This is a genomic window from Nocardia sp. JMUB6875 (genome assembly GCF_041154655.1).
GTDB lineage: Bacteria > Actinomycetota > Actinomycetes > Mycobacteriales > Mycobacteriaceae > Nocardia.
The window spans coordinates 1-14,192 of record NZ_BAAFGR010000180.1 but is presented as its reverse complement, the minus strand read 5'-3'; the positions used below and the strand labels follow the sequence as shown (position 1 = coordinate 14,192).

Annotated in this window: 6 protein-coding genes and 1 pseudogene; 4 read left to right on the top strand and 3 right to left on the bottom strand. The window is 69.8% G+C overall.

Annotated features, from left to right (window positions below):
• Positions 1–367: 367 nt before the first annotated feature.
• The 3 genes from recD to recC all read right to left on the bottom strand — a co-directional run bounded on the left by recD (position 368) and on the right by recC (position 9,505).
• Positions 368–2,257, bottom strand: a complete 1,890-nt coding sequence (recD, locus tag ACAM49_RS33030; RefSeq protein ID WP_369639473.1) for an exodeoxyribonuclease V subunit alpha — start codon at positions 2,255–2,257, stop codon at positions 368–370.
• The gene (locus ACAM49_RS33025; protein ID WP_369639472.1) at positions 2,254–6,066 is read right to left on the bottom strand and encodes a UvrD-helicase domain-containing protein; all 3,813 of its coding nucleotides are present in this window, start codon (positions 6,064–6,066) and stop codon (positions 2,254–2,256) included. The genes recD and ACAM49_RS33025 overlap by 4 nt, the downstream gene beginning before the upstream one ends.
• A 115-nt stretch (positions 6,067–6,181) precedes the next feature.
• Positions 6,182–9,505, bottom strand: a complete 3,324-nt coding sequence (recC, locus tag ACAM49_RS33020) for an exodeoxyribonuclease V subunit gamma (protein WP_369639471.1) — start codon at positions 9,503–9,505, stop codon at positions 6,182–6,184.
• 485 nt (positions 9,506–9,990) lie between these two features.
• Between recC and ACAM49_RS33015 the strand changes: the two genes are divergently transcribed.
• From ACAM49_RS33015 to ACAM49_RS33000, 4 genes and pseudogenes are all read left to right on the top strand, one after another.
• Positions 9,991–10,887 (top strand): tat pathway signal sequence, encoded by an 897-nt coding sequence (locus ACAM49_RS33015; RefSeq protein ID WP_369639470.1) that lies wholly within the window; start codon positions 9,991–9,993, stop codon positions 10,885–10,887.
• 205 nt (positions 10,888–11,092) lie between these two features.
• A complete protein-coding gene (locus tag ACAM49_RS33010) occupies positions 11,093–12,541 on the top strand; it encodes an NAD(P)/FAD-dependent oxidoreductase (protein ID WP_369639469.1) in 1,449 nt (482 codons plus the stop codon).
• 119 nt (positions 12,542–12,660) lie between these two features.
• Positions 12,661–13,689 carry a hypothetical protein gene (locus tag ACAM49_RS33005; RefSeq protein WP_369639468.1) on the top strand — a complete coding sequence of 343 codons (1,029 nt, stop codon included), beginning with the start codon at positions 12,661–12,663 and terminating at the stop codon, positions 13,687–13,689.
• 184 nt (positions 13,690–13,873) lie between these two features.
• A pseudogene (locus ACAM49_RS33000) lies at positions 13,874–14,192 on the top strand (hypothetical protein); the annotation flags it as partial.

Here is a 14,192-nt window from a genome sequence, read left to right as displayed (position 1 = left end):
CGGCTCGGGTTGCGTAAGGGGGAGGCGCGTGTCGCGCTTCGCGTGCTGGCTGCTCGGGATACCGCGTCCGTGTTCGGGGTGAGTATGGGCGACGGGTGGCGGGGGTTGGGGTCGGAGACCGTTTCGGTGTGCGGTGCGGAGGGGCACAGGACCATCGGTATTGAATCCGCATCGGGTGGGGACGTTTATACGGACTTTCTTGGATCCGCTTACGACACACGCGAAAAGAGGTATCCGATCATGATGTCCGCCGAGGCCCCGGCCTCTGATCGAGACACTTACAAAGCAGACTTCGACGCCTTCGTCTATGGGCTCCAAATAGTGCCATGAGGCACTGGCAGTTCGGCGACGACCTCTCGGCCTCGGGTCAGTCGGGGTTGCGGAGGCCGCTGGCTCGGAGGACTCGGCGGGAGATGGCGGAGTGGATGGAGTCGGGGGTGCCCAGGATTCGGACGTGGCGGCGGGCACGAGTGATGGCTGTGTACAGCAACTCTCGGGTGAGCAAAGTCGACTCGGGGCCGGGGAGGATTACTGAGACTGTGTCGTATTGGCTGCCCTGGCTGCGGTGGATGGTCATGGCGTAGACGGTTGTTACGCCGGGGAATTGGGTGGGGTGGACGAGGTAGGGGGCGGTGCCTCGTTGGAGGGCGGCGCGGAGGGTGCCGTCGGGCATGCGGACTATGACGCCGGTGTCGCCGTTGTAGATGCGGGCCTCGTGGTCGTTGGCGGTGACCAATAGCGGCTGGCCTGGGTACCAGTGGCCCGCACCGGGATCGGCGGTGATGCCTGCCGCGGTTACCCAGCCGGCGGCGAGGCGGTCCCAGCGTTCGACGCCGTAGGGGCCTTGGCGGTGGGCGCAGAGGAGGCGGTGGGATTCGAGGGCGGTCAGGGCCGCTGTCGCGTTGCCGTCGAGGGCGGCTTCGGTGGCTTCGCGGGAGGCGCGCAGGACGTCGGCGCGGACCTCGGTGATGTCGTCGGGGGCGTAGAGCGACAGCTCGTGGCCGCCGTCGGCCAGAAGCGACAGGGCGGTGTCGGCGTCTCCGGCGCGGATGGCGACGGCCAGTTCGGCGATGCGGCCGCCGAAGCGGCGGCCTCGGGTGAGGCGGACGATGCCGCCGCGCAGGCGTTCGCGTTCGCGGCCGGACAGGGCGTCGGGGTGGGCGGCGGTGGCGCGCAGGTCGCCGCCGAGCACGGCGTCCAGCGCCGGATTCGCTTGTCCGGGAACCGGTCCCGCCACCAGGTCGGCGAGGACGGCGCCCGCGTCGACGGAGGCGAGCTGGTCGGGGTCGCCGACCAGGACGAGGCGGGCGTCGGGGCGGACGGCGGGGAGCAGGCGGCTCATCATGGTCAGCGACACCATGGAGGTCTCGTCGACCACGATGACGTCGTAGGGCAGCCGGTTGAATTCGTTGTGCTTGAAGCGGCCCGCGCCGCCGCGCTGCCAGCCGAGCAGCCGGTGCAGGGTGGCGGCGGTGAGTTCGGGCAGGCCGATGTCCCCGGCCTGTTCGCGCACCGATTCCTGCATGCGCGCCGCGGCCTTGCCGGTCGGCGCGGCCAGGGCGATGCGCAGTGCGGGCGCGCCGGGCACGGCCTGCTGGTGCGCCACCAGCAGTGCGAGCACGCGGGCGATGGTGTGGGTCTTGCCGGTGCCGGGGCCACCCGCGATCACGGTCGTCCACTGGGTGGCGGCCAGCGCGGCCGCGAGCCGCTGCCGGTCGGGCGGTTCACCGGGACCGGATTGATCCGGGAAGAGCCGATCCAGTTCGCGCCGAACCAGTTCCGCGTCCACCATCGGATGGGATGCGGCCCGCTCGGTGAGAACCCGGCGGATGGTCTCCTCCTGCCGGTAGTACCGGTCGAGGTAGAGCAGCGGCCCGGCGTCGGAGCCGGGCGGATCGATCAGCCGTAACGGTCGCAGCGGCCCGGCCGGGCTGCCGGTGACCAGCGGGCTGACTCGCAATGCGGCGATGACGGATTCGACGTCCGGCCACGGCAGCGTCGCCGGGTCGATGGCTGATTCCTCGGCGCCCTCGGCGTCCACGCCGATCTCGTGCATGCGCCGCACCTCGAGGCACACCGAGCCGGATCGCACCGCACGCACCGCCAGCGCGGTCGCGAACACGGCTGCCTCCGACCGCTCCCCGCCGAGCCGCGAGAGCCGCAGCGCCACATGCACATCGGCCGCCGACAGCACGCCGGCGTTGTTGAACACCTGCAGCAGCCCGGTTCCGCGCTGCGCCAGCTGAATCGAGGTCACCGTCCCACCACCTCCGTGTCACCGGCGAGCAGGGCGGACAGCTCGACGATCAATGCGACGGGCGGCATCCAGTCGAAAACGCCGCAACCGTCCGGGGTTTCGGGCCCGACCATGCCCCGCACGAACAGGTAACGGATGCCGCCCAGATGCTGCGCCGGGTCGTACCCGGGCAGCCGCCAGCGCAGATACCGGTGCAGCGCAACCGAATACAGGATCGCCTGCAATGGATAGTGCGACCGCATCATCTCCGCGCCCATCCGCTCGCGCGTGTAGTGCGCGACGGTGAGATCACCGGTCCCGAGCCGGTTGGTCTTGTAGTCGACGACGAGGAACCGCGGCCCGGTGGTGCGCAGCACGGCATCGATACTGCCGGTGAGGAATCCGCGCAGCGGCGTGTCGTCCAGGTGCGCCAATTGATCGGCGTAGGGCTCGAAGATATCCCCGGCGGGCACGTGCCGACGCCACAGATCGGCGATCCGCGGGACGGTGACCCGCGCACCGGTCGGGGTATCGCCACCCGACAGCGGCAGTTCGAAATCGAGCTCGCTCAACCGATCCCGGGTCGAGAAGTCCGCCAGCGTCCCGTCCCCGATGGGCGTGTGCATGACGGCCAGCAGCGCGCCCGACAGCACGTCCGGATCGGCGTCGAACATCTGCTCGCCGACCGCGTGCAAGCAGCGGGCCCGGATCTCGGCCGCCAGATCGGGCGCGTCGGTGTCGACGTATTCGAGGACCTCGTGCACCAGGGTGCCGAACTCCGCGCCGTAGGGCAGCGAATTCATGAGTGAGGGCATGGCTCCCGCGAACACGTCGAGATAATCGGCCAGCACCGACGGAGTTGCCGGTTCATCGGAGACCCCGCCGCCCTCGGGCAGATCGGCGGCGGGCAGTGCGTCGTGCGCGCCCGCGGTCAGCGCCGAGTAGGAGGTGCGCCGCCACGCCTGATCGAGCGTCCGGTCGAAGTGCGCGGCCGCCAAAGGCACGGCGGCGGTGGCGGTGTCGTCGTGCGGCAGGCGGGCGCGGGTGAACTCGCGCACCGGTTCGATGGCGATGACGCCGGGCTCGGCAGTGGCCGCCCACTCCCGAATCCGTTCCAGCACCACCGAATCCGCGGGAACCGGCACCTTGTCGGCAATGGCCGGGCTGCCGGGTTCGCGGCCCAGCAGCATGCGGTGCAGTGGCGCGGTCTGGGTGTCGTAGGAGGGCGCCCACCAGGCGATCACCTGCGCGCCCGCACGGGTCAACGCCACATACAGCAGCCGCAGTTCCTCGGCCTGCTCCTCTGCCTCCGCACGCAAGCGGCGGGAACTGTAACCGGGTGCGTCGGGCCCGCCCACATCCAGCACGCGACGCCCCTGCTCATCATGGAACAGCAAGGTCGGCGGATTCCGCAGCTTGGCCGCGTCCCACGCGAAAGGCAAATACACGACCGGGAATTCGAGCCCCTTGCTGGCGTGCACGGTCGCGATCTGCACCGCCGCCGCATCACGATCGAGGCGGCGGCTGCGATCGGCCACACTCCCGGAGGCGGGGTCGCGCACCCGGTCGGCCAGCCAGCGCGTCAGCGCGGACAAGCCAAGTCCCTCACGCAGCGCGGCATCGTCGAGCAGCTGCGCGATCTGCCGCAGATCGGTGAGCTGCCGTTCCCCGCCCTCGAGTGCCAGCAGTCGCGGAGCCAATTTCGTTTCGGCGGCGAGCTTTTCGGAGACCGCCGCGAAACCCGCACGGGCGAACAACCGCGCCGAATCACGCAGTTCGGCGCTGAGGCGGCCGACCAGATCGGCTCCCCCGGCGTCGATCTCCTCGGCGCTCAACCCCAGCAGTGCCGTCCCGGCCGCCAATCGCACCCGGTCACCGCGATGCGGCTGCTCCAGCGCGTGCAGCACCCACAGCCATTCGGTGGCGGCGGGCGTCCCGAAAACGCTTGCGCCACCGGCCAGCACGGACGCGACACCGGCGGCTTCCAGCTCCTTGCGCACCATCTCCAGCTGATTGCGATTGCGCACCAGCACCGCGATATCCCCGGGCCCGATCGGCCGCTCATCGGCCGTGCCCGCGTTGATGCGCGTCCCGGATTCCAGCAACCCGACGATATCGGCCGCCACATCGATGGCGACCCGTTCCCGCTGCCGCCCCACCGTCGGATACCCGGACTTGTTGAGCGGCCCCGCCCCACTGCGCGGCAGGCACCGCAGCCGCATCGGTGTCACCCGCTCCGGGTCACCGGACAGCCGCGAGAACGGCCGCGTCGCCGCCACCCGGTGCACGGTGATCTCCTTGTGCCCCAACGCCGCCCCGCCCTGCAGGTGTTCCAAAGCGGTCAGCAGCCCGGCGTCACTGCGCCGATTCGTGGTGAGCTCACGCTTGCTGTCGGCGTGCGCCACCGCGTCCAGGTAGCTCAGCACCTCCGCGCCCCGGAAGGCGTAGATCGCCTGCTTCGGATCCCCGACCAGCACCAGCGTCGCATGCCCGTGGAAGGCGCGCCGCAGGATGTCCCACTGCAGCGGATCGGTGTCCTGGAACTCGTCCACCAGCGCGACCTGGTACCGGTCCCGAATCCGCTGACAGGCCCGCGGCCCGTGCTCCGGATCGGCCAGCACCTCGTGCAGCAGCACCAGCAGATCGTCGAAGTCCCGCAGCCCCGAAAGCCGTTTCCGCCGAGCCGTTTCCACCCGCACGGCCTCGGCGAACGCGACCCGCTCGGCCGCCGGATCATCCTCGCCCTCCGCCTCCGGCAGCAGCATGGCGTGCGGATCTCCCACCGCCGCCGCGGCCAGCCGCTGCGCGTCCGCGGGCCCGAACGGCGCACCGCCGCGCGCATACCGGCTCAGATACAGATCATCGGCCACCGTCGAGACGACATCCTCGATCCCCTCGACCAGCCGCACTCCCGGATCCTGCTCCCCCGCCAGCCCCAGCTCATCGAGCATCCGCTGACAGAAACTGTGCGTCGTCGCAATCGTCCCCGCGTCGAAATCCGACAGCGCCGCCAGCAACCGCTCCCGCCGCGCCGCGATCTCTCCCGGATTCCCCTGCGCCAGATGCCGAATCAACTCATCCCCGGAAGCCAGCGCCCGCTCCGGATCCCCCAACGCCGTCGCCACCCCCACGAACCGATCCCGAGTCCGCTCCCGCAACTCCTGCGTGGCCGCCCGACTGAACGTCACCAGCAGCAACTCCGAGACATCGATCCCCATCTCGGCCACGAACCGCACCGCCAACCCCACAATGGCGTACGTCTTCCCGGTCCCCGCACTCGCCTCGAGCACAGTCGTCCCCACCGGCAACGGCCCGGTCAGCTCGAACCGAGACTCCGAATCCCCCAGCGCCACACCAGATCCGCCGCCAGACGCACTGAATCGGCCATCCGGTGCACTGTCCGGCGCAGCAGCCGCGCCCGGCGTGCCGCCACTCGGCTCCGCTTCCCACAGCCCGTCGCCGACGGCGGTGGCTTCGGCGTGGGCGTCGTGTCCGGCCGCGATATTCCCGTCCTCCGGCACGCGGCTCCGGTCAGGGGCCGTCGAATCCGGCTCCAGCGCAGTCGCTCCCGCCTGGTCCGCCGAATCGCCGCCCGCGCGAGGCGCATCCCACAATGTCTGGCCCGTCGACATGTCGTCGTCGGTGGCAGGGCTCGGCCGGGGCTCGGACACGGCCGGGAGTGCGAACAGGTCGGGCACTTCGGGCTCCGGCGTGGCGGCCTCGCGGCGGCGTCGAGACTCTCCCGCCGAGCCGTCGGTTCGACGGCGGCCACGGGTGGCCGGGCGCGGGGCCAGTTCCGGGTCGGTGAGGGAGAAGAGGTCGTCGGTCATGCGGGGCTCCCCTGGTCATCCCTGCGCGGCAGGGACCCACGCGGGTGGATTCCGGCCGTTGGCAGGCCGGAATGACGGGACGGGGTGCCGGACAGGGTGTTCCTCCTCGGGGCGGTCACGGTTGGCCTTGATTCTCGTTGGTGAGCAAGGGATTCCACAGGCGACGCGCCAGTTCGCCGAAACGGGTCGGCTCGGATTCGACGCCCGGCAGGGCGGGGGCGGCGGCCTCGGTGAGCTGGTGGAAGCGCGGCGCGGGGCCGAGGATGTGGCGCAGGTAGCGGTCGGTGTTCTCGCCGAAGCGGCCGTCGAATTCCTGTTCGGCGGCCAGCAAGGCGTCGTCGGGGGTGCCGCCGGCGAGGCGGCGTTCGGCGTAGACGGCGGAGGCGGCGGGGGCGATGGGAAGTGGTTCGGTGAGGCCCTCGTCGCGGATGGCGACCAGGTCGCGCAGAATGCCGCGAGCCAGGGGCGCGGGCGGGGCGGTGAGGGTCGATTGCCAGGCGGGGCGATTGTGCTTGCCGCGACCGGCACTCATCAGAGCTGGCGTGCGCTCACCATCGGTCGCGGCCAGGGCCAGCAGCCGAATCCAGGCGGCCATGCGATGTTTGGGCGCCAGGCGCGAGTAGGTGGTGCGCAGCAGGGCGTCGTCGTGGACGTCGGGGACGGTGCCGGTGAGGCGGCGGCCCTCACCCAGGTCGACCGCGATATCGATGGTGCGAGAGGGGATTTCGTGCAGCGGCCGGGCGACGCGGACCAGCTGGTCGACGGTCCCCTCCACCTCGTCGAGCACGGCCGCGCCCAGACTGAACGGCGGCAGCGTCCCGCGCCGCCATTCCGCGGCCCGCAGCACATTCGGGTCGACACCGGTGAGCCGCGCGGTCAGCATGCGCTCGCCCATATTCCATTTGGTGAGCCCGTCGAGCTCGATGGGGAGGCGATCGGCGATCTCCTCCTCTTCCTCGGGCACTCGAATCCCCAAGCGCTGCCACAGAAATGCCCGCACCGGATGTTCGGCGAAGGACACCAGATCCGCGAGCTCCACATCGCCGCGTTCAGCCTCCGGCAGCGGCGTCGGCAGGAACAGCGGCCGCGGCTGCGGCGCACGCCCCGCGGCCTGCGCACCGGCCAGGGCGACGGTGTCGAAACTGAACGGATCCTCGATCCGGAAATTGCGACGGTCGAAGGGCTGCAACGGATGCCGCGTCACCACCCGGTCCATGGCGGACGCCCCGACATGCGCGCGCACGGTGTCGAGCAGCTCCGCCAGCGGAATCGCGGGCGGCCGATGCGCACCCGACACCGGATCAGACCCGGTGTGCAGCAATACCAGTCGCTCCCCGGCCGCCATGATCGCGTCCAGCAGCAACTGCCGATCCTCACTGCGCGGATCCCGATCCCCGGGCAGCCGATGCCGCGCCAGCGCATCGTCACCATCAACGCCACCCGTGCGCGGGAACACCTCGTCATCGAGCCCCAGCAGCACCACCACCCGGTGCGGCACCGACCGCATCGGCACCATGGTGCACACGGTCAGCTCACCGGTCCGGAAGTTGGCCCGCGACGGCCGCCCGGCCAGCCGCGCCGTCAACAAGGCCCCGATATCACTGAGCCGCAATGGAATCCGCCCCGCGGGTTCCAACGCCGTGGCCAGCTCCCGGCGCGCCTGCACCGCCATCCACCCCTGCGTCACCGGCACCTCGGTCAGCAGATCGAGCGCGCGCCCGAGCACCGCCGCCCACTCCGTGGCGGGCCGCGCCGACCCGGCCGGTTCCTCGAGCGTGGACCCGCGCAGATCCCGCAGGCACACCGCCAGCCGGTCCACGAATTCCGCGAACCGCCCCGACAGATCGATGTCATTGCTGTCCACGTCGTCGAGCGGCAGCACCAGATCCAGCCAGTCCTCACTGGATTCACCCGCCGCCACCCCGAGCAGAATCCGATCCACCGCCGCGTTCAAGGTGTTCTGCGCGAAGTCCCCCAGCCCGAACGCCTGCCGCTGCCGCTGCCCGATCCCCCACCGCGCGCCGGTCTCGGTGGCCCATTCCCGCAGCCGCTCGATATCGTCGTCGTCGAATCCGCAGCGCAGCCGGACCGGTTCGGCCGCACACAGATCCAGCGCCTCCGTCACAGTGACGCGGCCGTCGGCCAGTTCCAGCAGCGTGCCGATCACATCCAGCAGCGGATTCACCGCCCGCTGCGCCCGGTCGGCCAGCCGCACCCGCAGCCCGTGCGCCGGATGCCCCGGCTCGGCCCCGTCCAGGGACCACTGCCCGAACGCCGCCCGCACCAGCGGCGCGTAACTCTCCACATCCGGGCACATGACGATGACGTCGCGCGGCTCCAGAGTCGGGTCGGCACTGAAGATTCCGAGCAGCGCGTCCCGCAGCACCTCGACCTGCCGCGACGGCCCGTGGCACGAGTGCACCGCGATCGTCCCGTCGGCCAGGCTCGGCTCCGGCATGAGCGACCACCGGTCCTGCCGCACCGCCGCCTGCAGTTCCGACAGCAGCGTGCGCGGCGCGACCGTCTCCGGCCGCGGATGATAGGTGTCGATGTGGTCGTAGCCCGAGAGCCGCTGCTGCAACTCCCGCACATCCCGCCCCAGCGCCGCCAGCAGCGGATGCCGCACCCGCACACCGGAATTCGGGATCACCTCGGCATCGGCGAGCTTGGTCCACAAAGCCGGACTCGGATGCACCAGCCACAGGTGCACCTGCCGCCCCGACGACAGCGCCGAGAGCACCTCCAGCTGATCGGTGGTCAACCGCGTCACCCCGAACAGCGAAATCCGTTCCGGCAGCGCCACGATCGACGGTTCCGCCCGCAGCCGCGCGCACGCCGCACCGAGCCGCTCGGCCGGACTCGGCACCCCCACCACCCCGCGCAGCGGCCGCCACAGCAGCTCCGGCGGCAGCGCGTTCCCGGCCCCGTCGGTATCGCGACCGTCGGCCCAGTCGGAAATCATCCCCGGACGCTGCGCGGCATAACTGTCGAACAGCGACGCGATGCGCGCCGCCGTGGCATACCGCCGCCCGACCCGGTACCCGCCCGCGTCCCCGTGCCCGAGATGCCGTGCCAGCACCGCCGCCCACGATTCGGCCAGCACCTCGTCCAGCACCGGCAGCAGCGTCCACACCAACCGCTCCGGCGACCACGGATCCTGTTCCGGATCCACACCGGTCGCCTCCGCGAGCACCGTCGCCACCAACGCGGCCGGATCCGCGAAATCGATATTGGCGGCAATGCCGTCAACCCCCGTGACACCTCCGGCCGCACCCCCGCAGCCGAGCACGGTCGCCAATCTCTGGGTCAGCCAGCGCTCGATTCCCTTGGCGGGAACCGCGACCACCTCCGGGGTGAACGGATCACCGAGCGGATCGCTGAGCAGCTCGGCCAGCGCGTCGGCAAGCGTGTCCGCCCGTTCGGCCCGGTGAATGTGCACGTGCTGTGTTTATACAGTCGGCGAACGACATGCAAACACCACCCCTCGCGGCTCGCCGGGTGACACCTGCCACACGCCGATGGTTTGCTAGGGCGCGTCACTCTGAAATTCGAGTGTGGTATGCGACAGTGCGTTTCGGGGAGGTCTTCGTTTGTGAGGAAAGGCTGGTTCGCGTCGATGTCTGCATCGGTGATTCCCCTGGTGCCCAGAACCGGTTTCACGGTTCGCCGGGTGGGAGACCGCTGGGAACTCATCAACTCCCGACATTACGGGCGCGGCGTGGTTCTACAGTCCTGGCCGCGCGAGCGGCACACCGAGGCATTCGAGCACTGCTATCGCCTCAATGGCCGCAGTATCGAAGAGCTACAGGCGGCTTTCCGCTGACGAGCGCGAAAATCGGTGCGACAGTGTCGATTCGATAACAGAAGCGCGGTTGTCCCGCAAGACGTGCGTATCGGGCATTGTCCCCTCTATTGTGTTCCCTCGTGCGTTCCCCCAAGGCCCGGCGCGTGGCCTCCTCCGCTTGTGTCCTCGCTGCCGCGGCCCTGATTCCGGCCGCACCGGCCTTCGTCCCGATCGCGGGCGCGGCGCCCGCGAATGCCAATGGACTCGTCCATACCCGCGGCCCCGTCGCCGGATTCGACGCCGATATGAGCAACCGCATTGCCGCGGCCGACCTTTACCTGGCCACCCGCCCGGGCGTCACCGGCTATGTCGTGCGCGACCGCGTCACCGGCGGCATTTATCGAAATGGCAACGCCGACACCAACTTCTGGACCGCCTCCACCATCAAGCTGGCAATCGCGGAGGATCTGCTGAACCGCGCCCGCGTCGGCGCCATCCAGCTGGGCCCCGACGACCGCGCGCTCATGGAGTCGATGCTGGCTACCTCCAACGACCATGCCGCCGACGTCCTCTGGAACAAGTACGCCGGCTTCGATCGGATGGCCTTCAACAACGCCTTCCGTGCCAACGGCATGACCGGTCTGGTCCCCATGCCGCCGACCACCTCCCTCGAACAGGTCAAGCTGTTCCCGGACTGGGGTTTCCAGCAGTGCTCCCCCGCCGATCTGGATCGGCTCATGGACAACGTGCTGACCCGCATGCACCCCGACGACCGCGCCTACCTGATCGACCGCATGCGCCACGTCGACACCAACCAGCACTGGGGCGTGTGGGGCGCGGGCGCGGCCATGAACCCGGGCCTCAAGAACGGCTGGTCCGACGAGCAGGGCGGCTGGGTCGTCAACTCGGTCGGCTTCGCCGGTCCCGGTGAGCGCTACACCCTCGCCATCATGACCGAGCAGGGCGATCAGGGCGGCTACGCCGACGGCTCCGAAACCACCACGCACGTGGCCCAATTGCTGTTCAGCGGCCGCTGAACCGCTGGTCGGAGCACACCGACCGAGGCTCGCCACGGGACCGCCCCGGGAATCCCGCCTGAACGACCGCCCATCTTGTATCGTCGAGAGGGTTGTCTAAAAGGTCTGTTTTCGGTCGGTCCTGATTGGTCGTCGCGGCTCACACTGCACTACCGTTACGGGTGAGTTGTCGTAGTTTCACCGTCTGGCGAGGAGCAGGAACTAGATGAACGCCGAGAAATCCGTCGCACAGCGCCATCGGGTCGTGGTGATCGGGTCCGGGTTCGGTGGACTGTTCGCCTGCAAGCACCTGCGCAAGGCCGATGTCGACATCACTCTCATCTCCAAGACCTCCACACACCTGTTCCAGCCGCTGCTGTACCAGGTCGCGACCGGCATCCTGTCCGTCGGCGAGATCGCCCCGGCCACCCGCATCGTGCTGCGCAAGCAGGAGAACGTGCGGGTCATCATGGGTGAGGTCACCGATGTCGACGTCGAGGGCGGCCAGGTCACCTCGCGCCTGCTGAACCAGGACTACGTCACCCCGTTCGACAGCCTCATCGTGGCCGCCGGCGCGCAGCAGTCCTACTTCGGCAACGACCATTTCGCCACCTACGCGCCCGGCATGAAGACCATCGACGACGCGCTCGAGCTACGCGCGCGCATCCTGGGCTCCTTCGAAGAGGCCGAACTGGCCACCGATCAGGAGACCCGCGACCGGTTCATGACCTTCGTGGTGGTCGGCGCGGGACCCACCGGCGTCGAATTGGCCGGGCAGATCGCCGAACTCGCCGACCGCACCCTGGACGGCACCTTCCGCAATATCGACACCCGCGACGCGCGCGTCATCCTGGTCGAGGGCGCCGGCGCGGTGCTCGCGCCCATGGGCCCCAAGCTCGGCATGAAGGCCCAGCACCGGCTGGAGAAGATGGGCGTGGAGATCCAGCTCAACGCCATCGTCACCAATGTGGACGCGCGCGGCGTCACCGTGAAGGATCCCGACGGCACCGTGCGGCGCATCGAATCCGCGTGCAAGGTGTGGTCGGCCGGTGTGCAGGCCAGCGGGCTGGGCAAGATCCTGGCCGACAAGTCCAAGGGCACCGAGGTGGATCGGGCCGGACGCGTCATCGTGGAGCCGGACCTCACCATCAAGGGCTACCCGAACGTCTTCGTGGTCGGCGACCTGATGTCGGTGCCGGGCGTGCCCGGCCAGGCCCAGGGCGCGATCCAGGGCGGCACCTACGCGGCCAAGGCCATCAAGGCCGAGGTCGCCGGCAAGCAGAAGGTCGAGGACCGCAAGCCCTTCAAGTACTTCGACAAGGGCTCGATGGCCACCGTGTCGCGGTTCAACGCGGTCTGCCAGGTCGGCAAGCTCGAGTTCAGCGGTTTCATCGCCTGGCTGGCGTGGCTGGGCCTGCACCTGTGGTACCTGGTCGGCTTCCGCAGCCGCTTCGTCACCGTGCTCGAATGGTTCGTCTCGTTCCTGGGCCGCCACCGCGGTCAGATGGCCGCGACCGAGCAGTGGGTGTTCGCGCGGCTCGCGCTCGAGGCGCTCGACGATCCGACCGAGGCGGCGCAGCTGGCCAAGCAGATCGGCGTCGAATCCGCTTCGGGCAACGGCAAATCCGTGGCGACCGACAAACCCGGCGAATCCACAGGTCAGCGCGCGGGCTGAACCGAACCTTCCGTGCGGTATCAATAATGGCCTGACCGGGCCGCGTGTCCCGACCAATCCGGCACACCGGCCGGATCCGAATGTTCGACATCCGTTGACATTCGGGAGAGAGGTCATTCATGGGCAAACGCCAACCGGTCGATTTGGTTCGCGATTCGAGCACGGTGCGACGGCGCCTGGGTTCCCTGGCGGTCGCGGGCGCGCTGCCGCTGGTCGCCGCCCTCGCCACCGCGGGAACCAGTGCGGCCGAACCGGTTTCGTCGGACGAGAACCAGTCGGCCGTGGTCGACAACCAGCCCGCCGCCACCCAGCCGGACGGCACCGACGCGAAGCCGGGTGTCGTCATCGACACGCCGTTCGGCAAGATCTCGGTGCCGGTTCCGCAGACGATGGCCGACGGGGTGCACACCTACCTCGACGCCACCGCCGCGGAGGTCGAGGGCGCGGCCGCCGAGGCCACCCCCGCCGATGCGCTCGAACCGGGCGCCCTGGTCGATCAGCCCGCGCCGGCCATGCCCGTGCGGGTCGGCCGCAATTCGGCCACCGGCGTGCGGGACATCCCCAACGCGCCGCTCGCACCGGTCGATCAGAGCAAGCTGCACCAGCCCGATCCGCTGTCCGCACCCGATGTCGCGCCCATCGCCGCGCCCGAGGGCAAGCTGCGCTTCGGCGACACCCAGGTCGACATCCCGGCCTGGCTGAATCCGGAGCAGGCCGCCCAGGTGAACGCGCTCGCCGCGGGCGCGGAGGCGGAGCTGGCCCGCACCTACGATTCGGCCGGTTTCGAGCCGAGCCGTTCGGATCGCATGGCCGCGCAGACCGTGGGCACCGCGGCCGTGGGCGCGGCGGTGGGTGTGGGCGTGGCCGCTCCGCTCGAGATCGCCGGTGGGGTCATGGGCGGATTCATCGGCGCGATGGCGGGGACACCGTTCGCACCCGCGGGCTGGGTCTTCGGCCCGGCGGTGGGCGCGACGGCGGCCGCCACGTTGATCGCCGTACCCGCCGCGACCGTCGGCGCGGTGATCGGCGGTGCCGTCGGCGCCGTGAACGGTTACCTGGCTCCGGCCACCCCGGTCGGCCCGGTCGACGAGGCCACCACCGTTGATCAGGCTGCCGCGGTAGCCGACGCATCAGCTATCGAAGAGTGATAGCCGTTCTAACGAGGCCGGAATCCCTCACCAGGGATTCCGGCCTTTTCGATGTCCAGCTACCCACCAGTTAGCTAATTCTCAGTTATGACAACGATTTTCGATCGTCCGTTTCCTCACCAATCCGGGTGACCGGTGGGTTCGAATGTCGAGCGTCCGATGTTCCCCTGAAGAGAGGAATTGCATGGCCGCAGGTAAGCACCGAGCACTGAACCCCCATCGCAACAAGGTCGGAAACGTGGTGGCGGCAGGCGCGGTACCGCTAGTCCTGGCGATTGTCGGATCGGGCGCAGCCAATGCCGCACCGGCCGACGTCGCTCCGGTGGCGCAGCACGACGACGCGCCCAAGCCCCAGTGGCCCGCGGCCGACGCCCCGAACGTGAGTCCCTATGAGGGCCTGCACATTCCGGGCGACACCAAGAGCTCCATCCAATGGTCGCGACAGGCACCGGACAAGAGTTACCTGGCCCCCGTCGGCGTGCTGCACCCGCCCGCCCCGGTTC